The organism is Rhizobium sp. Leaf341 (assembly GCF_001424325.1).
GTDB lineage: Bacteria > Pseudomonadota > Alphaproteobacteria > Rhizobiales > Rhizobiaceae > Ferranicluibacter.
On record NZ_LMPE01000012.1, the window covers coordinates 12,445 to 33,537 of the forward strand.

Annotated in this window: 18 protein-coding genes and 2 pseudogenes; 10 read left to right on the top strand and 10 right to left on the bottom strand. The window is 60.8% G+C overall.

What is annotated here, in order from left to right:
• The first annotated feature begins 42 nt into the window (after positions 1 to 42).
• Positions 43 to 732 (top strand): aspartate/glutamate racemase family protein, encoded by a 690-nt coding sequence (locus tag ASG03_RS13050; RefSeq protein WP_062693889.1) that lies wholly within the window; start codon positions 43 to 45, stop codon positions 730 to 732.
• 44 nt (positions 733 to 776) lie between these two features.
• Here ASG03_RS13050 and ASG03_RS13055 read toward each other — a convergent pair whose 3' ends face one another.
• Entirely contained in the window at positions 777 to 1,688 is a 912-nt protein-coding gene (locus ASG03_RS13055; protein ID WP_062693890.1) for an AraC family transcriptional regulator, read from the bottom strand.
• Positions 1,689 to 1,779: 91 nt separating this feature from the next.
• Here ASG03_RS13055 and ASG03_RS13060 point away from each other — a divergent pair, with 91 nt between their 5' ends.
• The 4 genes and pseudogenes from ASG03_RS13060 to ASG03_RS13075 all read left to right on the top strand — a co-directional run bounded on the left by ASG03_RS13060 (position 1,780) and on the right by ASG03_RS13075 (position 5,103).
• Positions 1,780 to 2,607, top strand: coding sequence for an oxidoreductase (locus ASG03_RS13060; RefSeq protein WP_062693891.1), 828 nt, complete (start codon positions 1,780 to 1,782; stop codon positions 2,605 to 2,607).
• 55 nt (positions 2,608 to 2,662) lie between these two features.
• On the top strand, positions 2,663 to 3,253 hold the full coding sequence (locus ASG03_RS13065; protein ID WP_062693892.1) for a TetR/AcrR family transcriptional regulator: 591 nt from the start codon (positions 2,663 to 2,665) through the stop codon (positions 3,251 to 3,253).
• Between the two features lie 67 nt (positions 3,254 to 3,320).
• Positions 3,321 to 3,941 (top strand): annotated as a pseudogene (locus ASG03_RS13070) (hypothetical protein); the annotation flags it as partial.
• A 574-nt stretch (positions 3,942 to 4,515) separates the two neighbouring features.
• On the top strand, positions 4,516 to 5,103 hold the full coding sequence (locus tag ASG03_RS13075) for a hypothetical protein (protein WP_062693893.1): 588 nt from the start codon (positions 4,516 to 4,518) through the stop codon (positions 5,101 to 5,103).
• A gap of 364 nt (positions 5,104 to 5,467) precedes the next feature.
• Here the strand turns inward: ASG03_RS13075 and ASG03_RS13080 are convergent, their stop codons facing one another.
• From ASG03_RS13080 to ASG03_RS13100, 5 genes are all read right to left on the bottom strand, one after another.
• The gene (locus tag ASG03_RS13080; protein ID WP_062693894.1) at positions 5,468 to 6,571 is read right to left on the bottom strand and encodes an ABC transporter ATP-binding protein; all 1,104 of its coding nucleotides are present in this window, start codon (positions 6,569 to 6,571) and stop codon (positions 5,468 to 5,470) included.
• An 11-nt stretch (positions 6,572 to 6,582) separates the two neighbouring features.
• A complete protein-coding gene (locus ASG03_RS13085) occupies positions 6,583 to 8,526 on the bottom strand; it encodes a glycoside hydrolase family 127 protein (protein ID WP_062693895.1) in 1,944 nt (647 codons plus the stop codon).
• Between the two features lie 29 nt (positions 8,527 to 8,555).
• On the bottom strand, positions 8,556 to 9,425 hold the full coding sequence (locus ASG03_RS13090; RefSeq protein WP_062693896.1) for a carbohydrate ABC transporter permease: 870 nt from the start codon (positions 9,423 to 9,425) through the stop codon (positions 8,556 to 8,558).
• Entirely contained in the window at positions 9,425 to 10,345 is a 921-nt protein-coding gene (locus tag ASG03_RS13095; protein ID WP_062694039.1) for a carbohydrate ABC transporter permease, read from the bottom strand. The genes ASG03_RS13090 and ASG03_RS13095 overlap by 1 nt, the downstream gene beginning before the upstream one ends.
• Positions 10,346 to 10,433: 88 nt before the next feature.
• Positions 10,434 to 11,678, bottom strand: a complete 1,245-nt coding sequence (locus ASG03_RS13100) for an ABC transporter substrate-binding protein (protein ID WP_062693897.1) — start codon at positions 11,676 to 11,678, stop codon at positions 10,434 to 10,436.
• 196 nt (positions 11,679 to 11,874) lie between these two features.
• On the opposite strand from ASG03_RS13100, the gene ASG03_RS13105 reads away from it, so the two are divergent.
• Positions 11,875 to 12,879, top strand: a complete 1,005-nt coding sequence (locus ASG03_RS13105; protein ID WP_062693898.1) for a LacI family DNA-binding transcriptional regulator — start codon at positions 11,875 to 11,877, stop codon at positions 12,877 to 12,879.
• A 317-nt stretch (positions 12,880 to 13,196) separates the two neighbouring features.
• On the opposite strand, the gene ASG03_RS21810 is transcribed toward ASG03_RS13105, so the two are convergent.
• From ASG03_RS21810 to ASG03_RS13125, 4 genes and pseudogenes are all read right to left on the bottom strand, one after another.
• Positions 13,197 to 13,481: a hypothetical protein gene (locus ASG03_RS21810; protein ID WP_062693899.1), complete on the bottom strand. Its 285-nt coding sequence runs from the start codon at positions 13,479 to 13,481 to the stop codon at positions 13,197 to 13,199.
• 276 nt (positions 13,482 to 13,757) lie between these two features.
• Positions 13,758 to 14,957, bottom strand: a complete 1,200-nt coding sequence (locus ASG03_RS13115; RefSeq protein ID WP_062693900.1) for an MFS transporter — start codon at positions 14,955 to 14,957, stop codon at positions 13,758 to 13,760.
• Positions 14,958 to 14,985: 28 nt separating this feature from the next.
• Positions 14,986 to 15,309 (bottom strand): annotated as a pseudogene (locus tag ASG03_RS21070) (ectoine synthase); the annotation flags it as partial.
• A gap of 323 nt (positions 15,310 to 15,632) precedes the next feature.
• Positions 15,633 to 16,772 carry an ROK family transcriptional regulator gene (locus tag ASG03_RS13125; protein WP_062693902.1) on the bottom strand — a complete coding sequence of 380 codons (1,140 nt, stop codon included), beginning with the start codon at positions 16,770 to 16,772 and terminating at the stop codon, positions 15,633 to 15,635.
• Between the two features lie 217 nt (positions 16,773 to 16,989).
• On the opposite strand from ASG03_RS13125, the gene ASG03_RS13130 reads away from it, so the two are divergent.
• The 4 genes from ASG03_RS13130 (at position 16,990) to ASG03_RS13145 (ending at position 21,090) form a co-directional block, all read left to right on the top strand.
• A complete protein-coding gene (locus tag ASG03_RS13130) occupies positions 16,990 to 18,219 on the top strand; it encodes an extracellular solute-binding protein (RefSeq protein ID WP_062693903.1) in 1,230 nt (409 codons plus the stop codon).
• Positions 18,220 to 18,305: 86 nt separating this feature from the next.
• A complete protein-coding gene (locus tag ASG03_RS13135) occupies positions 18,306 to 19,367 on the top strand; it encodes an ABC transporter ATP-binding protein (protein ID WP_062693904.1) in 1,062 nt (353 codons plus the stop codon).
• On the top strand, positions 19,367 to 20,224 hold the full coding sequence (locus tag ASG03_RS13140) for an ABC transporter permease (RefSeq protein WP_062693905.1): 858 nt from the start codon (positions 19,367 to 19,369) through the stop codon (positions 20,222 to 20,224). Before ASG03_RS13135 ends, ASG03_RS13140 begins: the two co-directional genes overlap by 1 nt.
• Complete coding sequence (locus ASG03_RS13145) at positions 20,221 to 21,090, top strand: ABC transporter permease (protein WP_062693906.1); 870 nt, start codon at positions 20,221 to 20,223, stop codon at positions 21,088 to 21,090. The genes ASG03_RS13140 and ASG03_RS13145 overlap by 4 nt, the downstream gene beginning before the upstream one ends.
• Positions 21,091 to 21,093 lie beyond the last annotated feature (3 nt).

Sequence of the window (21,093 nt, forward strand, 5' to 3'; positions counted from 1 at the left end):
TTGGCGGCAACAGGCTGAAACACGTGAAGATGGACCAAGAATTTGAAGACGATCGGCATATTAGGCGGAATGTCCGCGACTTCGACCCAAATCTATTACCGGGAACTCTGCAGGCTTACCCGCGAGAGCCTGGGCGGACTTCATTCTCCTGAGCTTCTCATCAGGTCGGTCGACTTCGATGAGATTGAGAAGCTACAGGCATCCTCTGATTGGGACACGGCGGCAAATATCCTCCATGAGAAAGCCGTTGCCCTGGAGCGCGGTGGTGCCGACCTCCTCATTCTAGCGACAAACACCATGCACAAGGTGGCGGACGAAATCATTTTCGGGATGTCGATCCCATTCGTGCACATCGCCGATGCAACGGCGACTGCTATCCTGGACGGCGGCTTCCGTAGGCCGGGGCTGATGGCGACCGCCTTCACGATGGAACAGAGTTTCTACACCGATCGCCTAACCGCGCGAGGATTGTCACCAACCGTTCCTGATGCTGATGACCGAGCGGAAACCCACCGCATCATCTATGACGAGTTGTGTCGCGATGTGGTTCGTGAGGATAGTCGCGTGACGTATGAACGGATCGCGCAGGGACTGATCGATCAAGGCTGCGACTGTCTTATCCTTGGATGCACCGAGGTGGGCATGCTGTTGAACCAGGGGAATGTCGGCGTCCCCGTCTTCGATACGACGCTGGTTCACTGTGAAGCCGCCCTTCGAGCCGCCTTGCAGTGACATGCTGCCCATCTGGCGGTTTTGCGGGAGCGCGCCAGAACATGTTAGCCCTGCTCACCAAGATGCTGGCGGACCCACTTCGCCTCGTCCGACGCCGTGCGTCCAAAATGCCTTCTAAAATCGCGGCTGAATTGGGCAGGGCTGACATAGCCGACCGACGCAGCGACGTCCGCAATGGTCCCGCTCTGGCGGGCGACCATAAGTCGCGCCTCATGGAGCCGCATCGCCTTTACATATTGCATCGGACTTGAGCCGGTCAGGTTCTTGAAATGGACGTGATAGGAAGGCACGCTCATGCCCACCTTTTTGGCCAAATCCGCGACGGCAATTTCGGCCGCGTAGTTCTCCCGCAGCCAGGTCACGCTCTCGACCAGTTTTCCCGAGGCTCCTTTCCGCTGAAGGGCCGCGATCACCGTGTCACCCTGTGGCCCTGACATGATCCGATAATGCAGTTCACGCAGGATGGAGCTCCCGAGCACGGCGCTCTCGACCGGGTTGCCGAGCACAGTCAGCAGGCGAAGCAGGACGTCCTCGATATCGCGATCGGTTCTGCTCGAGAGGAGCCCTCTCGGCTTGGCGTCTGAAGGACCTGCGATTTGCTCCACCTGCAGAGCAATCTCGGCCGCCATCTGCATATCGAACTCCAAATAGACGGCAAGCAATGGCCGCTGTGGACTTGCTTTTGACGTCATCCGGAATGGAACGGGTACTGAGACAGCAAGATAGTGGTGCTCGTCATAGAGGTAGACGCAGCCTTCCAGAATTCCGCATTTGCTTCCCTGTAAGACGAAAACTGCCCCTGGCTTATAGAGAACCGGGACGTCATCAAGTACCGCTTCGGTGCGCAGGATACGGACACAACGGATCGCAGTCTGATTGTAGCCGAGGCGAGGGGCCAGTTGCCCGGCCGCGGCGACGAGTCGGTTACGGACGACGGACTGTTCCTCTATAATCATAGGATCAGGCAAAACACTAAGAGAATTCGCAATCGAGTTCGGGTCGCCTTCAGATTATCTGTCATCCACGGTTAATCAAGGAGTTTCACCGATGGCGATCAAAACGTTTTTCATAACAGGGGCGAATTCCGGCTTTGGATTGGCGATCGCCACGGCCGCAATCGAAGCCGGTCACGCCGTCATCGGGACCGTCCGCTCCGAAGCCGCGCGCGAAGCGCTGGCAAAGACTCTCCCGAAACTGCACGCGGTCCTTTGCGATGTCACCGATTTCGACCGTATCCCTGACGTCGTTCAGCAAGCGGAGGACGACCACGGGTCCGTCGATGTCCTGATCAATAATGCCGGATACGGTCACGAGGGCGTGCTCGAGGAATCGCCACTTGAAGAGATGCGACGTCAGTTTGACGTGAACGTGTTCGGCGCCGTCGCTGTGGCCAAGGCCTTTCTTCCGAGGTTCCGTGAGCGCCGCCGTGGCTTCATCGTGAACGTCACATCGATGGGCGGTATGATCACCATGCCCGGCATCGCATATTACTGCGGCAGCAAGTTTGCCCTTCAGGCGATTTCCGAGGTCATGCGCTCGGAAATGGCCCCCTTTGGCGTTCACGTGACAACACTTTGCCCTGGCTCATTCCGGACAGACTGGGCTGGGCGGTCCATGGTCCGCACCGACAGGTCGATTGCGGATTACGACAGCCTGTTTGATCCGATCCGCGAGGCGCGTCAGGCCGTCAGCGGCAAGCAGCTCGGTGACCCCCGGAAACTGGCCGCCGCCGTGCTTGCTCTCATCGGATCGGACAATCCTCCGCCGCAGCTCCTTCTTGGCAGCGATGCCCTCCGGCACGTGACGGCGCGGATCGAGCGTTTGCAGCAGGAACTCGAGACGTGGAAAGCTCTTACAGTCTCGACCGACGGCTAAAGAAAAACGATTTTTCGCGCTTGACGCCCTGCCTACTAGAAGGTAGGTAACGCGTATGAGCAATCTTTCGACCACGTCCGACGCAATTCTGGCCTCCGCCCGCAACCTTATCATGAGGGGGGGCTACAATGGGTTCAGCTATGCAGACATTTCGGAAGTGGTCGGCATCCGCAAGGCCAGCATCCACCATCACTTCCCTAGCAAGGCCGATCTGGTGCGTGAACTGGTCCAGCGCTACAGGGAAGACGGTCAGGCGAGCGTTGTCACCCTTGAACAGAACGTTCCAGACGCATTGGACATCCTCAAGGTCTATGCGGACCACTGGGCCAAATGCATCGAGGATGCGAGCAGACCCTATTGTGTATGTGCTTTGCTTGCCAGTGAGCTGCCTTCGCTGCCGCCGGAAGTCGCAACGGAGGTTACGGCATTTTTCCGCTTCATTTCGTCGTGGCTGACGACAGTGATGGAGCGTGGAAGCAAAAGCGGAGCGCTCAGACTTACAAGCGAACCGCACGTTGAAGCCGAAGCATTTCTCGCAACGGTGTATGGCGCGATGCTCTCGGCGAGAGCCTACGGGAAACCCGAGGTGTTCTCGATGATACTTGCACCGGCTCTCAATCGTCTTACGCCGAATGTCTCTCACTAATCCTGCGTAGCTAGCCTAATCAGGTCAATCGCGCCCAAGAAAGCTACCAACTAGTAGGAAGATAGAAATGAGGAAAGTATCCCCCGCTCTGGCCCTCGGGCTGATCAACATCCTTTCTGTAACCGTCCTCTCGACACCCGCATCTGCCGAAAATAGGAAAGCCGCGCCGATTCATGTCCGCGGCAGCATCGTCGACTACCAGGGTTCAACTCTCAAAGTGAAGACGCGCGAAGGCAAGACGATCGATGTCGCGCTTGCTGACGATTGGAAGGTGGCAGGCGTCGCAGATGCTAAGGTCACCGACATCAAGCCGGGCGATTTCGTCGGCATCGCCTCCATGCCAAAGGCCGACGGCGGCAATGGCGCACTTGAGGTCCTGACTTTCCCGCCGGCAATGAAAGGCACGGGCGAGGGGAGCTATGGTTGGGATCTGAAGCCCGACAGCAGCATGACCAATGCGACGGTCGCGGATGCCGTTAAGGGCGTCGATCGCCGGACTGTCACCGTGACCTATCATGGCAAGGAAAAGAAGATCGCCATTCCGGATGGGACACCTGTCGTGACCATCGCTGGAGCCACCAAGGATGATCTCGTTCCTGGCGCCGTTGTCTTCATCACCGCCGAAAAGGCTGCAACCGGCCCGGTCGCTCACCAGGTGGTCGTCGGCAAGAATGGTGTGGTTCCCCCCCATGTGAAGACCACGCCGTCACTGGCCGGAGCAGCCGCCTTACCGCTTCGGCCAGCGACGACCGATCGACGATGCCTGATCTCCAGCCGTAAAATGCCCCAGATGGAAGACGTTGAGATGAGCGCAAACGCTTCCAATGACAATGTTCAATCTGAGGCAATCAAACGACCCGTCACAGGATCACAGCTCATGAGCAGGCGCCTAGTTCAACACGTCATGCCCGTCTCGGCGACCGCTTCTTCGCCACCTGTTGCGATCGGTCAGACCAACTCGATCCTCTCGGATCCCGATGGCCGATGGGTTGCAAAGCGGCAGGGCGCGATCAACAGGGCGTTCGAGAAGCGCATGCGTCCCGAGAGTGATCAAGCCGTTGATGTCATGACGTCGGCGCACGACAGCTCACAGATCGTTGCGCTCTTAGAGAAGCCAGCTGCGAAACTCTCCGGCGAAAGCGATCGGATCGGCCGACATGAGTGGGATGCGAAGACTCCATTTGGCAAGCACGTCGGCTTCTTCTGACACAGTGCGTGCGAGCAGTCTCATCAATTAATCAATCAGAACGTGGAAGAAAACGATGCCGAACCATCAGATATCCCGTGCCCCGCGTGGCAACGACCAGTGGCTGAAGCAGTATTACTTTAGCAGAGCGGCCTTCTCAGTGCTTTGGGTTGCGGCCGCCTTGACGATCGGCCGCCATTCCTTTGAGGTGGCTGCCGCACTGCTGATCCTTTATCCTGCTTGGGATGCAATCGCGAACGTCATCGATGCCGCGAGGAGCGGTGGCCTTGCCGCCAACCGGAGCCAGGCAATCAACGTCGCAGCGAGCTCCGTCATGACGATTGCCGTGATCCTGGCACTGACAATGAACATGAACTGGGTTCTCGGCGCCTTCGGTCTATGGGCGATCTTTTCAGGGCTGCTGCAGTTTGGCACTGCGCTACGCCGTTGGAAAACGAGTGGCGGTCAATGGGCTATGATTTTGAGCGGTGGCCAATCCGCGATAGCCGGCGCGCTGTTCATTTTTCAAGCACAAATGCCGCAGGAACCTTCTATCTCAACGGTCGCAGGCTACGCTGGCGTCGGGGCATTCTACTTCCTGGTTTCGGCGATATGGCTGACGATCGCTCTGTCGCGTCGGGATATGAGCGGACCAGAACATTAGACTTCGTTTTAGATCTTGTTAAATGGCAGCTTGCTTCAGTCCTAGCCTGTGACGACGGTGCAGGATTCTAATGCCAACTTATGTTCGCAGATCGAGCGATAAGAGCGCCTTCACCTGTTGAGTGCAGGAGTAGGTCGGCGGTTCGACTCCGTTCAAGGCGTCGGATGTGATCGACAGTTCGGCGAAATAATTCCGGTCGCAACGCGAGCCGGTGGTTCATATGCCGTCAGCCTCGAACTGCAAATGGCCGAAAGCGCAAGGAATTTCCGTTTTCAACGGGTGCTGCAGGTTCGCATCGCGTTACACGAACAATCGGATGTTCGCCAACCGCTGTCCGGCGTTGCCTCCCGCCGACCCTGTCGTGTCACGGAACGGGTGTCAGGGACATGCCCGTCTCTGCGTCGAACAAGTGCATCTGGTTCATGTTGACAGACAGGACGATCTCCTCGCCCGCTTTCGCGCCTGCCTCGGGGTCGATGCTGGCGCAGAGGGTCGTCTTCCCGATGTCGAAGTAGATCATGGTTGAGGGCCCGAGGGGCTCCACCAAGTCAATCCGGGCAGTCAGCGGAACGTAGCCCGGGCGCAGCTGTTCGGCGCTCAGGGCTTCGGGGCGAATGCCGAGCGTGACCGGGCGGCCGATATGATCGGCGTAGATGGCGACGCGTTCGCGAGGCACCGGCAGATCCGCGCCGCCATCGAGGCGGACCGTGAGGTGACCGTCGACCTCGACGAGCCGGGCATCCAGAAAGTTCATCGAGGGCGAGCCGATGAAGCCGGCGACGAAGCGGGTTGCGGGGTGATGATAGAGATGCTGCGGCGGGCCGCATTGCTCGATCAATCCGCCATTCATGACGACCACGCGGTCGGCCATGGTCATTGCCTCGATCTGGTCGTGCGTCACGTAGACCGTGGTCGTCGGCAGGATCTGGTGCAGGCGTTTGATCTCGGTACGCATCTGCACGCGCAGTTTCGCATCCAGGTTCGAGAGCGGCTCGTCAAAGAGGAATACCTTCGGGTTGCGAACGATGGCGCGGCCCATGGCGACACGCTGGCGCTGACCGCCGGAGAGCTGGCCAGGGCGGCGGTCGAGAAGTTCCTCAATGTGAAGCGTGCGTGCGGCTGTCTGGATGCGGGTGTCGATCTCGCTCTTGCCCAGGCGCTGCTGCTCCAGACAGAAGGCGATGTTCTCCCGCACCGACATATGCGGGTAGAGCGCATAGTTCTGGAACACCATGGCGATGTCGCGCTTGCCCGGGCCCAGCCGATTGACCACGCGATCGCCGATGACGATATCGCCACCGGTAATGTGCTCCAGCCCGGCGATCATCCGCAGCGTTGTGGATTTGCCGCAGCCGGACGGGCCGACGAAGACGACGAATTCCTTATCCTCGATTGCAAGGTTGATGCCGCGCACGGCCTCGTAGATGCCGTAGGATTTGACGACGTTCTGCAGTTCGAGCCTGGCCATGTCGTATTCTCCTACTTCTCATTCAGCCAGACGAGCATGGCGCCTGGATCCCGGTTTGCCCAGAGATGGTACGGGATCGCCTTGAACGTGCAGGGATTCAGCTTCGGTGGGGCCGGGCGATAAAGGCCGTCCCAGTCTGCTGCCTCCGCCAGAAGTGCTTCGCCGGTCAACACGGCCGCACCGCCCAGAAGGTCCGCATCATAGGACACGTCGAACCTTGCGTCTGTCGGCAGCCGCAGCCGCTGCGGTTCCAGTCCGATGTCGATTTCCTCGACGCAATAGACGACCGGGCCGCGCCTTAAGGCCACCCGGCCGGCATCCTCGCCGACGGCGGGATGGGCATAGAGCCGGTCGACCGGCATATCGAAGGAAAGCCGTACCTCGTCGCCATCCGCCCAGTCGCGCGTGATCGCTGCATAACCCTTCGTCGTTGCTGCGGGCACATCGATGGTCTTGCCATTGACCGTGATCCGGCTCTCGCGGCACCAGCCAGGGATACGAAGATGCAGCGTGAAGGAGGCGGGCGCGTCGAGACCAAGCGTCAGCCGGACATCGCCATCCCACGGGTAGTGCGTCTCCTGCGCTAGGCGAACCACCGTGTTGCCCAGCATGATCTCCGCCGTGTTGGCACCGTAGAGATGAACCGCCAGATCCGCATCCGTTGCCGAGTAGACATACTGTCCAAGCGAGGTAATGAGGCGGGCGATATTGGTCGGGCAGCAGGGGCAGTAGTGCCATTTCCAGCGACGGTTCTGCCCGTGGCTCTCGAGAACGTTCTCGTAGAAATAGTGCTCGCCGTCCCGTGAAATTCCCGAAAGCGCCCCGTTGAACAACACGGTTTCAAGCTTGTCCGTGTATTTCGCGTCGAGATCGAGCTGCGCCATACGGTGGCTCCAGAAGCCCAATGCAACGGCTGCGCAGGTCTCGGCATAGGCCGTTTCGTTGGGCAGATCGTACTCCCGCGTAAAGCCTTCGTTCGATGCGGACGGACCGAGCCCACCCGTAACATAGAGTTGGCGGCCGGTGAGGTTGTCGAACAGCCGCTCGCAGGCGGCCTTCAGCGTCGGGTCGTCGTTCTCGTGCGCAAGATCGACCATCGCAGAGAAAAGATACATGGCCCGCACCGCGTGCCCGACGACCTGGGTCTGCTCTCGCACCGGCATGTGCGCCTGGCTGTAGGCATAGGTCTGATAGACATAGTCCCCGGGATCTTCGCCCCGGCGTCGCGCTTCCTCGTCGTAGTAAGAGGGCATCTGGCCGCGCTCATTCACGAAATAGGTCGCAAGAGCCAGATGCCGCGGATCGCGCGTCACGCGGTAGAGCTTCACCAGCGCAAGCTCGATTTCCTCATGCGCGTCATAGCCGCGCAGCTTGCCCGGCTCCGGGCCGAACGTGTCGATGATGTGATCGACGGCGCGGATCATCACGTCGAGGAAGCGACGTTTTCCGGTCGCCTCGAAATAGGCCACCGCGCCTTCGAGCAGGTGCCCCATCGAATACATTTCGTGGAGATCGCGCAGGTTCGTCCATCGCTTCTCCGGCTCGCGACGGATGAACCAGCTGTTGAGATAGCCGTCGGCCATCTGCCCCTGTTCGAGCTTCTCGACGATCGCGTCGATTTTCTCCTCGATCGCTGCATCCGGATGCTGCTTGAGCGTGTAGCTTGCCGCCTCGATCCATTTGCCGAAGTCGCTGTCGAAGAAATGTTGCATCGAAAGCCCGCTCGGCTGGATGCGGCGCACCAGCGGCGATGGCGGCTTGTCGAAGTCGAGGACTTCGAGGAAGCCCTCTTCCTCCAGGCGCATATGCTGGGTTGGAATGGTCACGTCGCGCACGGTTTTCGACCAGCTTTCCCAGAAGCCCCCTGTAAAATCGACTTTTGCGTGATCGCCAGGCATGAAGCGGAGCGAGGATGCCTGCGGCGGGGAGGGGGGGACTGCGGGCCTGGAGGACATGGGAGAAGCCTTTTGGGTATGCACGACACTCATTTGACGGCACCGGCGGTGAGCCCGCGCACGTAGTAGCGTTGCAGGAGAAGGAAGAGAATGATGCAGGGGACCATGGTGACGGTGACGCCGGCCTGGAGGGCACCCCAATCGATGATGCCGTAGATGCCGGAGGACACGTTGACCAGCATGATCGGCAGCGTGAACTTGTTCTGGTCCGACAGGAAGATGAGGGCCGCAAGGAACTCGTTCCAGGAATTGAGGAAAGCGAACATCGCGACGGTCGCCACGCCCGGCACGGCGATCGGCAGCATGATCCGCCGCAGGATCGTCCACTGCGACGCCCCGTCGATGCGCGCCGCCTCGATCAGGGCCCGGGGGACCGCATCGAATGCATTGCGCATCATGAAGATCGAGAAGGGCAGCTGGAAGGTCACGTAGATCAGCACGAGGCCGAACAGATTGTTCTGGAGCTTGAGCACCTTCAGGATCAGGAAGAGCGGTGTGAGGATCGACTGGAACGGGATCATCATCGTCGCCATGACGACGACGAACAAGGCGGACTGCCCGGGAAACCGGAACTTTGAGAAACCGTAACCGGCTGGCACGGACACGAGGACCGTCAGCACCACCGTTCCCAGCGCGATCAGGACCGAGTTGCCGGCATAGGTGGTCCAGCCGGCGCCCACCGTGTCGAGCCGCCTGTAGTTCTCCAGCGAGAAGGCCTTCGAGAACAACGCTACAGGATGGGCCAGAGCCTCGGCTGCCGGCTTGAAGGAATTGGCGAAGGACCAGACGATCGGCAGCAGGAAGAACAGCGCGAACACGATGGACACGAGGATGAAGGCGGCAAAGCCGAGCCTCTCGCGGACCGGCAGCGGGGCGGATGTGGTGAGAATGCGGCCCATCAGCTTTCCTCCGGCCGCTGGTGCAGGAAGGCAAGCTGCAGCGAGGAGATCGCCACGAGGACGACGAGAAGGACGAAGGACATGGCCGAACCGTAGCCGAGGCGGTAGGAGGAGAACGAGGCAAGATAGATGGAGAAGACGGCGGACACGGTGCTGTTGGAGGGGCCGCCCTGCGTGATGATGAAGAACTGGTCGAAGGCCAGCATCGACGAGGTCACATTCAGCACCAGCGCGAGAAGCAGAGAGTTTCTCATCAGCGGCAAGGTGATCCGCCGGAAGCGGCTGAAGACGCCGGCGCCATCGATCTTGGCAGCTTCGGTCACGTCGGCCGGAATGGCCTGAAGGCCTGTCAAAAGGATCACCATGGTGAAGCCAGCGGTCTTCCACACCACCATGAGGATGATGACGCCGAGCGCCGGCCAGAAGCTTTCAAGGGGGCGCGGTGCGCTGTCGACGAGTCCAAGCCCGCGCAGGAGATGGGCAAAGACGCCATTGTCAGGATTGAGCAGCCACATCCAGAGCGTGGAAGCGGCCCCGAAACCGATGACAACAGGCATGAAATAGACCGTGCGGAAGAAGCCGGCGAGCCGAAGCGGCCGATCCACCAGGAGTGCCAGCGGGAAGGCCACGGCCATGATGGCCGTGGTGACGAGCACCGTATAGAGAAGCGTAAATCCCAGGGAATGCCAAAGCTGCGTGTCGCCGAGCAGTTCTGCGTAATTGGCAAGTCCGATGAACTTGGCGCGCCCGAGCAACGGCCAGTTGTGGAGGCTCATCCAGAGCGCCATGACCAGCGGCACGACGAAGAGGCCGAGGATGAAGGCAAGACTGGGCGCCATGAAGGCCAGACCGAGCCAGCCCTTGGGTTCCGGATCGTTGGTCGCAGCCGTCTGCGCCGGCGCCGGTCTTTCAGCCGTCAAAGCCAAGATCTCGCTCCTTGTTGGTGATGGGAGGGGCAGGCGGATGAGAGGCGAGGGTGAGGGGCGGACTACAGCTCGCAAAAGCCTCTTACGGGTTGGTCCGGTCGAGAACCTTGGTGAAGGCATCCTGCGCCGTCTTGATCGCCCCATCGACGTTTTCGCCGAAGATGGCATCCTGGATCAGGTTGACGAATGGTCCGGTGCGGCTGACGAAGAGTTCGTCCGACGAGAAGGTGTAGGGCGTACGGGCCTTGGACAGGACGTCGTAGGCGACCAGATTGCGCTTGTCGAAGCTGGCATAGGCATCGTTTGCCAGATCGGTGCGCGAAGGCATGCCGGACTCCTTGGTGATGTAGACCTGCTGTTCCGGTGTCATGTAGAAATCGACGAAGTCGAGCAGGACCTTCTTCTTCTCCTCGTCGATACCCTTCATGACGGCCAGCGTATCGCCGCCGGCAAAGCTGGAGGCGCCACCCTTGGGGCCGGGGATCGGAGCGACGGCGAACTTCACGTCGGGGTATTTGCTGGTCAGCAGGTTGACGATGTAGGAGCCGGTCATGAGAACGCCGACCTTGCCGGAGGCGAAGGCCTCGACGGCATTGTTGCCGTTTCCGGAGCGGGACGTCGGATGGATCGCGCCCGCCTTCCACATGTCGCGATAGGCCGCGATCGTCTCGCGCAGGGCAGGCGTATCGACTGTCGCCGTGCGGCCGTCTTCGCTGAGGATATCGGCTCCGGCCGCCCAGAGGTGCGGCAGGAAGTCGTAGATGAGCCAGCTGCCGGAGTTGGCAACGAAATAGAACCCATAGGTCTCGTTGCCGAGCGCCGTGATCTTCTTGGCGGCGGTGGCAATCTCTTCCAGCGAGGCCGGAGCCTTGTTCGGGTCGAGCCCCGCCTTTTCGAACAGATCGGTGTTGTAGGCGATGATCGAGGCATCGGGCAGCGCCGGCACGCCGTAGATCTTGTCGTCATAGGTCGCAAGACGGATATGGGAGGGGCTCATGGAGGCGGCGTAAGGCCGGCTCTTGACGAACTCGGAAATGTCCTCCAGGCCTTCAGCCGCGGCGAATGTCGGGAGATAGATCAGGTCAAGCACGGCGCCGTCTGGTGCGGCACCGCCGGCAATGGCGGCGCCAAGCTTCGGCACCATTTGCTCCGCCGTGATCTGCGTCACGACGATCTTGTCGGAATGCGAGGCATTGTAGTGATCGGCAAGTCCTTGAAGAACGGCACCCGACGAGGTGCGGACCCACAAGGTCACGTCGGTTGCGTTGGCCAGCGTCGTGCTGGCAACAAGCGAGAGCGCGGCGAGCGCCAGTTTGATCTTCAGCATGGAGCGTTCCCTTTTTCTTGGTCGCCAACTCTCCCTGCGACAGGCCAGGGCGTCGACGTGCCCCAAACGGTAATCGACAATATTTTCTTTGTCGACAGCGCGAGCGGCTGATGGCAGAACAAACTGCTAAAAGCTTTTATCAACACGGATATTTCTTGGTGAAAGGTTTCATCAAAATGATCGAAAGGACCTTTTCATGAGCGAAAACGGGGTGCGAAGGGCGACGATCCGCGATGTTGCGCAGGCCGCTGGGGTGAGTGTCGCCACCGCGTCCAACGCCTTGAACGGGCAGGGTCGCACCAATGCGGAGACACGCGAGCGAGTGAAGCGGGTGGCCGAAGAGATCGGGTTTCGTCCAAACGCGCTCGCGCGCGGGTTGCTCAGTCGGCGCAGTCACTCCATCGGCATCATCACCAACGACACTTACGGCCGGCTGACCTTGCCGATGACGGCGGGCGTGTCGGAAGCCCTGGTCGATCATGGCGTCTCGGTTTTCCTCTGCGCGACCAACAATGATCCGCGCCTGGCGCGCCTTCATCTCGAAGCGCTGCTCGACAAGCAGGTGGACGGCATCATTTTTACCGCCACCCGGGTCGATCTACCGCCACCGGTCGATCTTACGCATCTGCCGATCCCTGTGGTCTACGCGTTTGCCGAAGGGCCGGACACCCGCGTATCCTTTGTTCCCGACGATGCCCAAGGCGCACGCCTTGCGGTCGAGCACCTCCTGTCGCTCGGCCACCGCCGGATCCTGCACATCACCGGCCCGGAAGATTTCGCCGCCGTGCGTCGGCGCGCCGAGGCCTATCACGCCTGTCTCGGCAGGGAGGGGGAGGTGATGTTCGGATCCTGGGGGGAGGATTGGGGCCATGAAGCGGTCCGGCAGATGCTCGCGCGCGATGAGCCGCGTCCTGAGGCGATTTTTTGCGGCAGCGACGAGACCGCCCGGGGCGTCATCGACGCCTTGCGGGATCACGGCCTCTCCGTTCCCGGCGATATCGCGGTCGTCGGCTTCGACAACTGGCACGTTGTCGCCGCACAGACACGTCCAGCTCTCACGACGATCGACATGGGCCTGAAGGAACTCGGCCGGAGGGCAGGCCTGGCCATCCTGGACCTCACGCAAGGGAAATCCGTTCCCCTCGGGATCGAGGCCATCGCTTGCAGTCTGGTTGTTCGAAAATCTTGCGGTGCAGCATGACGTTTGAACAATATCAATCTTTGTACGAGCTCTACGGCAATTAACGCTCCGAAGGCTCGGAGCGAGAATGGCGATCAAGGAGAAATCTTCTCAGCCGCTACTGGCTGCTGTTCGAATCCGTTGCGGCGACAGTGCGTGTAGCTAGGGTAACTGACCTACATCCTCGTCAGCCACGATATGGCTGTCGTCGCGCATCTTTGTGACCGGGTCGCGGTCATGCTGAATGGCGTCTTCGTGGAGACCGTGACAAGGAAGCAGATCATCGAAGACGCGGTGACGCATCCGTATACCAAGGCGCTGATGGATGGGAGTAGAGGCTACACTTCGAGGCAATCGCCGCGGAATCCAATTTGAGTGGTAACTACCGGGGCCACCGTTCGATTCCCATCAAGGGGTTGGAAAGGTAAGCGGAAATAATTTCCGCTTACGGCGGGCAACAAAGGTTCCGCAACGCTACTAAACTCGGTGAAATCGTCGACGCTGCTGACGTAGACAACCAGTCTCAGGACCTGCTCCATCCGATCCAGGCTACCGGGAGCATCGTGCAACGCTGCTAAGCTGCGAATGAGATCTATACGGGAGGCGCGTTTCGCTTCTTCCATGGAAACTTCCCGGCCTTACCTTCCACGACATAAACAGCCTCACCCTCCCGGGGCCGTTGCCCGCTGATGTAAGCCAGGTTGCCATGTACGACCGCAGGCGTATAGCGGGCGGCTGCGGCACATCGTGTGGCAGAGAGATCCCAAGTTCACTTGGCCGAGACTCGATGTGCATATAACGATAATGCTCCGAAATTCAATCTGCTACTTAAGCGCGAACAGGCGCGTCCCAGTGCGAGTTCGCCCGAAAGACTGTAGCCACATCGCTTGCCATCAGCCTCAATCCGCAACCGCTTCGCGCGGAGCCCGCCGCAGCTTAACCGCCCCAACAAGTACGCCCACGATACCCATGAAGAGCGACAAGGCTGTAATAACGCCACCGGCGCCATACATAGCCGCGAAAACCGTGACGAGCAGCCCCGCCAATGGCTGCGAGAGATTGTTCAACATAACGACAAGGCCGGTCGTCTTGCCGAGATCTTGCCGCGGAATGATGCGTTGACGCATGCTTCGGATGAACACGTTGAACATCTTGTCGAAACCCACAACGAAGACAAATCCAAACGCGTAAACATGCGGACCGGACGCTAGACCGGTGACGACACCGCCAAGGAAGATCATTGAGTACGCCGCAAGGCCCAGCGTCTTCAGAGGGATCGCGGTGTGCGCTGTTGCAAACAGTATGATTACGGTCGCGATAGCGCCCGCTGCCTGGAGACCAGCGTAATAGGTTTCCGTTTGGCTGTGGATGCCCGTCACCATTGCAGCCGACGTTGCGAGAGTGACACCGATGATGAGGTTGACGGCAGCTGCAAGAAGGACAACCTCCATCAAGCCCGGCAGTCTCACAACGTGCCTTAGGGCGATCATAATGGGTAAAGCCCAGTTGCCAGTTGCCATTTCCGGTTCAGCCAATGTTGGTCGGACCGATCGCTGCCACGCAATCACAGCGCCGTCGGCTGCCAGGAAAAGCACTGCGGTCGATACAACGACATATTCCCAAGGCCAGAACGTCAGCAGACCCGCCGCGACGAGCGGACCAACCACCATGCCCAGCTGATCTGCGATTTGCGTGTAGGAGACGACCTTTTCAAACCGGTGACCGGCAAAGACCTGCGGCAGCATGACTTCCCGAGCCATCAGGCCCTGCGTGGTCAGAACGCCACAAACGGCAGAAATGGCAATAAGCCAACCGACTCTGCCAAATACCGCGAAGCCGACCATTCCGCCGAAACAAACAACCGCGCGATAGAGCTGGCTGACCCGCAACAGCCTCAAGGGCGACACTCGATCGCAAAGGGCGCCGCAGATCGGGAACGAGAGGAAGCGCGGCAATGTCTCACGGAAGAACGCCGCACCCGACCAGGCCACACTGCCCGTCAGCTGGAAGATTACCAACGGCACGAGGAACAGAAGGATCTGATCCGCCAGTCTTGAGAGAAAGAGAGAATAGAAAAATGCTTGATGCTTGAGCCCCATCAGACGACCACCCTGTCATCGGTTGTTTTCAATGGGATGATGATCGGTTCTCACCATCGAGATTGTGGTGTTCATGGCCTGCAAGCGGAGGATTGAACACACTCACCAGCACCAAATCTTCGTTTGCTCCGCCGCGCAAATAGTGCTCGTCATGTTGATCGAGTACATAAATATCCCCTGGGCGGATAGGATAGAGATTGCCCTGCATATCCTCGACTTCACCTTCGCCGGCAATGCAGTAGCACGCCTCTAAGTGGTTACGGTACTGTAGCTTTGATACCGTGCCCGCCTGAACGACCGTGTGGCAAACAGTGAAGCCCATGCGGTCGGCCTTCGTTAGCAGCCGGTGGCTGACGGCTTTCCGATTTCCCGGCCTGGATCTCATCATGGGTCACCGGACTACTCTCGGCGCGGAATGCGCGCATGGCCTTGATCGCTAGCAGGCGCTGGCGTCGCTCATTCATTGCCGCCAGCCGCACGACAGGATCATTGCCCGGGCCGTAACGAAGTCCGCGCCAGCTTCCACGCGCACCGGCCGTTCGGACAAAGGGGTCCTGGCTTTGGCAACCTTCACGAGATTGCGTCACAGCGCGCTCTTCAACGTTCCATGCTTCCCGCGATAGCCAGAAAATTCAACGCCAGTGCCAGGTCAACCCGTCGACCATATAGCATCCTTCAGGTGAAATATCGCATCTTCAGCGGCAGAAGCGCTGCGCCGAGTGCGGCGGCGTCGCCTGCCGTTTCGCTGAGCACCAGACGCGCCTCCGGCGGGCCGACGCCGTAGCGGTGCACGCGCTGGGAAGGAAGGTGCGTGCGTTCGATCATCATCTGGCCGAGTTTCGGCGGCAACTGGCCGCCGAAGACGATGGCCTGCGGATCGAGAACGGCGATCAGCGTCGCGACCAACCGGTCGACCTGCGGCATGATCTCCGCCAGCCAGTCTTCGACGCCCGGCCAGGCAGGATCGAATTTCTGGCACAGGGAGGCGATGCTGTCGATGTCGGTGCCGTTTTCCTGCAGCCGTGCCAGAAGATATTGCAAGGCTGGCCGCCGCTCGGATTCGCCCGGCATGTAGATGCCGCTGAGCTCGCCGGCATTGCCGTGGAAACCGTGGAACGGCTTGCCGTCGAGGATCAGCCCGCCGCCGAAACCATAATTGAACGAGAGAAATGCAAAGGTCCGGCACCAGAGGCCGACGCCGCACATGCTTTCCCCGATCGCCCCCGTCGTCGCATTGTTCTCCAGCCAGACCGGCAGCCCGAAAGTGCGTTGGAGCTCGGGACGAAGATCCCGGAGCGACCAGTCGGAGAGCGGCTCCGGCGCGTTGAAGGCAGGATCATCCGTCACGAAGAAGCCTGACATGGAAAAGCCGAGGCCCGCAACCGTGTCCTTGGCAATACCATGGTCCGCCAGCAGCGCATCGAGCCTGGCGGCAATGGCCCGCAGCGTCTCTTCCCGGTGGCGTGGCTGATGGTCCAGCCGCTCCTCGACGATCACATCGCAGGCAAGGTCTGTGATGCAAAGGATGACCGAGTCCGTGTTGATGGACAGGCCGATGGCACTCGCCCCATCCCGCACAAGCTCGATGGTCGGGCTTGGCTGCCCGCGTGCTCTCCCGACGGGCGCCCCGGTGCGCAGCAGCCCCCGCCCGACAAGCCCCTCGACCAGCCGGTGGACCGATTGCTGGGTGAGGTTCGTGTGGCTGGTGATCGTCGATCGCGCCATCGTGCCATGACGGCGGATGATATCGAGAATCATGCGCTCGTTATCGCTGGCAAGCGGCGCCTGCGAAAGCGCACTCCGTTCCGCTGGCATGCCGCATTCTCCCGCGTGTGCTCGCTCTAATGTCTGGGGCTTTGGGTATCGTGCCCGATCGTTGCCGACAACAAGGCCGGCGCGCTGCCCCATATTTTACAAATCCTTCATAAATATTACACTTAATGTGTAGTAATGCTTTCGCCATCGGGAACGCACTCATCGCCATCGGCCAGATGGCCGTTCACGCCCTCCCATCGGAACCCGAGGAGCAGCTATGTTCAGAACCCTTGTCGCAGCCGCCTTTGTCGCACTGACGGCCTCTACCGCGCCCTGCCTTGCGGCGGAAAGCAACATGAAAAACCTCACCTTCGATCTCTCGTCGGTCACGCGCGCCAATTTCTACGACGTCGTCGTCCCCGCCGCCAAGGCGGAAGGTGGGTCAGTGACCATGTACAATTTTGCCGGCAGTTTCGGCGATGCATGGAAAGAACTGATCCGCAGGTACGAAGAGAAATACGGCATCAAGGTCGAGTACAGCGACGTCAAGGGCGACCAGGCGAACCAGCAGCTCATCGCGGTTCAGGCGGCCGGGCAGGACGCGCCTGTCGACGTCTACTTCGCCGGCGGCGGCGGATACCCGCTCCTGTCCGCAAAGGGCGTCGTCGGCAATATTCCGCTGACGAAGATCCTGCCGAACTTCGATCACTACGATCCCATTCTGAGCGACACGGTGTTCGGCGTCGCGCATGGCGGCAGCTTTCCGCTCGTGCACTTGAACCAGACCGCCATCGGCTACGACAGTGCCATGGTCGAGGCGGCAGACGTTCCGGACAATTTCCAGGCGCTGATCGCCTGGGCGGAAAAGAACCCCAAGAAGCTCGGCATTACCGCCCCTGCCAAGGGCGGTTCGGGCAGCGGGTTCCTCTATTCCCTCGCGCTCGACCTGATGACCGGCGATTGCAAGGCAAAGCTCACCGACAGAAGCCTGACGCGCGAGGATGCCAAGGCCTGGGCGTTGACCTCTCCCTGCGTCGAACCGGTCTGGGACTACTATCGGCGCCTTCAGGCCGCCGCCGAACTGACCAACGGCAATGCCGACACGCTCAATCTCATCAACAATCGCCAGCTGGCCATGGGCACCGTGTGGGAGGATCAAGCGGTCACCTTCATCAACGGCAAGCAGCTGCCGGACACCTTCCGCGTGACGCTTCTCGACAAGGGCCAGGTCAGCTCGGGCGATGCCATGTTCGTGCCTGCCAATGCCAAGCACGTGGCCTCCGCTCTCCTTCTCATCGATCTGGCGATGAGCAAGGACTTCCAGCTCTGGAAGCTCGAAAACAAGGCCTCGCGTTCGCCGCGCACGGATGTCAGCAGCGATCAGTTACCGGCAGACAAGACGATCTACATGCTGCCGTCCAGCGTCTTTCCGCAGCGCAGCGTCACCGCGGACTGGGACATGGCCGGTGGCCTGGGTGACGCGCTCTACGAAAAGGTCCTCAACTAACCGGTCCTCGATCACCCCCCAAGCGCCAGCACCGGTGCTGGGGGTCCCATGCCTGACAGACCGATACCCTCCCGCAGGAACGCGCCATGAGCATGCTTGAGATCTCCAACATTACCAAGGACTACGGTCCGAGCCGCGCGCTTCATCCGGTGTCGCTCTCCGTTCACGAAGGGGAGTTCGTGACCATCCTCGGCCCGTCCGGTTGCGGAAAATCCACGCTCCTGCGGATCGTCATGGGTATCAGCGAGCAGAGCGGTGGCCAGATCCGTCTGGCCGGCAAGCGGATCGACCCGCTGCCGCCCGAGCGGCGTGACATCGCCATGGTGTTCCAATCCTACGCTCTCTTCCCGCATATGAGCGTCGAGAAGAACCTGGGCTTCGGGCTGCGGATGAAAGGCGTTCCGAAGCCCGAGCGACAGAGCCGGATCAACCATGCGCTTGATATCTGCAACCTGACGGGCCTGGAGAGCCGCATGCCGCGGCAGCTGTCGGGCGGGCAGCAGCAACGCGTGGCTCTTGCGCGTGCCATCGTCATGCAACCCAACCTCCTGCTCTTCGATGAACCGCTGTCCAATCTCGATGCGAAACTTCGCGACACGCTGCGCCACGAACTCGTTGCCCTGCACCGGCGCATCGGCGCGACCAGCCTCTACGTCACCCATGACCAGACCGAGGCGATGGCCATGTCGGATCGCATCGTGGTCATGAACGCCGGCCGCGTCGTCGAAATCGGAACGCCGCTGGAACTCTACCGGTCGCCGCGCCAGGCCTTCACGGCCGGCTTCCTCGGCCAGACCAATCTCCTGTCGGTGACCGCGGAAGGCCGACAGGCGCGATTGCCCTGGGGCCAGGCCGTTCATCTTGCGGCACCCGCCATGGGCCCGGCTCAGATATCCGTTCGGCCGGAGAGCATCGGCATTCATGCCTGCGGTTCCGGGACCGTGGATGCCGCCGCGCCGGCAACCGTCGCCAGCGTCTCCTTCATGGGTGCAAGCGCGCTCTATACGGTGTCCGTCGGCGACACGCTGCTCAAGGTGAGCCAATCCGGCGGCGACCCCCTGATAGCGCCCGGCCAGGCGGTCGCGCTGACGTTTTCCGATCATCTGTCACCGCTTGCTGACCAATACCCGACGGAGGAGGCTGCGTGATGCCGGCGCTCCTTCGCGATCGCCGCGTGCTCCTCCCGCTGCTTCTGGCCCCCGGTGTCGGCTATCTCCTGCTGTTCTTCGGCACGCCGCTGGCCACAGCCTTTCTCGCCAGCTTTCGCACGGATGACGGCGCCTTCACGCTCAAATGGTACGGCCTCATTGCCTCTCAACCCTCGATGTTGCGCGGTTTGCGCACATCGATCTATCTCGGCGTCGCTCCCGTCGTCGTCTCGCTCCTCGTCTCGGTGCCGCTTTCGCTGGCCATTCGACGGCACTTCCTCGGCCGCCGGCTGTTCAGCGGCCTCTACAAGCTTCCGATAGCCGTGCCGGCCATCATTGTCGGCCTGATGCTCATCGTGGTCTTTGAACGGGGCGGCTTCGTCGATCGGGCCATGGCGCTGCTCGGCATCAGCCTGCCGAAGCTCGTGCGCGACGACTGGAGCATCGGCGTCATTATCGCCAGCGTCTGGAAACAGATCCCCTTCATGACGCTCGTCATCACCAGCGCCTTTGCGGCGATCCCGGAAGACATCCGCTTCGCTGGTCGGTCGCTCGGCGCAACGCGCTTTGCCACCTTCTTCCTCGTTGAAGTGCCGCTCGCCATGCCGGGCATCACGGCGGCCGTGCTTCTCACCTTCATCGGCTCCATGGGCTCCTACGCGATCCCCGACATCGTCGGGTCGCCAACGGCTCGGCCACTCTCGGTCCTGATGGTCAGCCAGTTTAACGACGGCCATTTTCCCCAGGTGTTCGCCATGGGCATGGTGCTGAGCGCCTTCGCCGTCGCCGTACTGATCGCCTACTACGCAGTGACATCGCGCATCGGCGATGCCCATGGACGGGGAGATGCGCGATGACCACGGTATCCGCAGACGCACGGGCAGACGATACGGCCCGCAGTCGTCGCTTCACGCGGGAGGACCGCCTTCCCGTTGCGATCAGTCTCTACGTGGCGCTGCTCCTGACGCTTGCGCTTCCGCTCGGGCTCATGTTCCTCTGGACCATTGCAGACGGATGGTCGCCGCCCCATGTCGTGCCGCAACATTACACGAGCGCGCGCTGGGCCGCGGTTCTCGCCGATGACGGCCTGTTGCAGGCGGGGCTCAACAGCATCGCGATCGCCATCACTGTCACGTTCGCCACGGCCATCATTGCGCTGCCCACGGCCTGGGCCATGGCGCGATTTCCCTTCCGGCTGAAACGGGCAGTGGAGATCTTCATCCTGGCGCCGATGATCATTCCCGGCATCGTCGTGGCCGTGGGTATCGGGCAGGTCTTCCTGGTGCTCGGGCTGGCCTATACGATGACGGGCGTCATCCTGGTCCAGACCGTCGGAACCCTGCCTTTGATGATCCGGCTGATGACGGCCGCTCTCGAGACGATCCCGGACGATCTGCTTCATGCCGCCCGTTCGCTGGGTGCCGGCACGGTCGGCATCACCCGGCACATCGTGCTGCCGCTTGCGGTACCCGGGCTTCTGGCCGGGGGGCTCATGTCCTTCGTTGGCAGTTTCGAAGAGTTCGACAAGTCGTTCATCGTCGGCGCCCCCGTTGTCCAGACGCTGCCGATCCGCCTCTACAACTACCTCGATCCGCAGTCGCTGCAGCTGCCGCTTGCCGCCCTCGTCTCCTTCCTCCTGCTCCTGCCGGCTCTCGTCGTTTTCATCATCGCCGGCCGTGTTCTGCGCGACGACCTGATGGCGGCCGGCATGGGCAAGATCTGATGC